Genomic DNA, 1,663 nt, shown 5'->3' on the forward strand with positions numbered 1-1,663 from the left:
TGTTGATTTCCACTCGGAACTGACCCGGGTTTTCCATCGAGAAGTGACCCACCTTTGAGTTATGCGGATGGTGTCATGGCTGGGTCAAGGCATGTGTGGTTTCCTTTTTCTTTCGGGTTGCGGCGGCGGTGCTGGCCTTGAAGCGGAAGCTGTCGTTTCCAGTCTCCAAGATGTGGCATCGGTGGGTCAGGCGATCGAGCAGCGCGGTGGTCATCTTGGCATCTCCGAAGACGCTGGCCCATTCGCTGAAGCTGAGGTTGGTGGTGATCACGACGCTGGTGCGTTCGCAGAGCTTGCTCGAGCCAGATGGAAGAGCAGCGCGCCGCCTGAAGCGCTGAACGGCAGGTAGCCCAGTTCATCGAGGATCACGAGGTCGGGGCGGGCGAGGTTCTCGGCCGTCTGCCCGGCCTTCCCCTTGGCCTTCTCCTGTTCGAGCGCATTGACGAGTTCGATGGTGGAGAAGAAGCGGACCTTGCGGCGGTGATGCTCGACGGCCTGAGTGCCGATTGCAGTGGCGACATGGGTCTTGCCGGTGCCCGGCCCGCCGATCAGCACGACATTCTGAGCGCCATGGATGAACTCGCAGCGATGCAGCTGACGCACGGTGGCCTCGTTCATCTCGCTGGCCGAGAAGTCGAAGCCGGTCAGGTCCTTGTAGGCCGGGAAGCGGGCCGACTTCATGTGATAGGCGATGGAACGCACCTCGCGCTCCGCGACCTCGGCCTTCAGCAGCTGGGTTAGGATCGGCACGGCCGCATCGAAGGCAGGGGCACCCTGCTCGATCAGATCGATCACGGCCTGGGCCATGCCATACATCTTGATGCTTCGAAGCATGATGACGACGGCGCCGCTGGCGGGATCATGATGCATGGCGGCCTCCGGTGCTACGCGCGCGCAGATGATCGTAGCGCCCGACATCGGCCTTGGGTTCGCGACGCAGGAGCAGCGCCTGCGGGGCGTCGACGGTCGGGCCATTGATCGACTTTCCATCGATCAGCTGGTGCAAGGTGTTGAGAACATGGATCTTGGTGGCGACGCCCTCTGACAAAGCCAGCGCGACTGCGGTCAGCACCACCTGTTCGTCGTGATGCAGGACGCGGGCGAGGATATCGACCATCTCTCGATCACCGCCGGGTCGCTTTAGCATCTGCTCTTGCAATTGTCGGAATGCTTGCGGCAGCTCTGCGAAGGGCGCGCCATTGCGCAGTGCCCCGGGCTTGCGCTGGATTACCGTCAGGTAATGGCGCCAATCATAGGTCGTGCGCGTTGGCAGATGATGGGATCGATCGATCCGCCGCGTGTGCTCGCACAGGATCTGCCCCTCGGCGGCGATGACGAGCCGCTCCGGATAGATGTGCAGACTCACGGGGCGGTTCGCAAACGATGCCGGAACGCTGTAGCGATTGCGCTCGAAGCTGATCAGGCAGGTCGGGGAGACCCGCTTGCTCTGTTCGACGAAGCCGCGAAGGCGGGCGGCACCGGCATCAGCGCAGGCTGCTCTTCGTTCCAGACATCGGCGATACTGCCGACCAGATCGCCGTGCGGGATCTCGCGCCACAGCGCGATGCATCGTTGTTCGGGCCAGCTGTTGAGCGCGGCGAGATCGGCGAAGTTCGGCGTCGGCTGCCACAGTCGCGGCCGGGCATCCTGCACGTTCTTCTCG

General features: G+C 63.0%; 2 pseudogenes. Both read right to left on the bottom strand.

Annotation, left to right across the window (positions count from 1 at the left end):
* Positions 1–73: 73 nt before the first annotated feature.
* Positions 74–870 (bottom strand): annotated as a pseudogene (gene istB, locus EG244_RS20180) (IS21-like element helper ATPase IstB).
* A pseudogene (locus tag EG244_RS20185) lies at positions 860–1,663 on the bottom strand (Mu transposase domain-containing protein); the annotation flags it as partial. The pseudogenes istB and EG244_RS20185, both read right to left, overlap by 11 nt.

The sequence above is a fragment of the Falsigemmobacter faecalis genome, assembly GCF_003863335.1.
Taxonomy (GTDB): Bacteria; Pseudomonadota; Alphaproteobacteria; order Rhodobacterales; family Rhodobacteraceae; genus Wagnerdoeblera; species Wagnerdoeblera faecalis.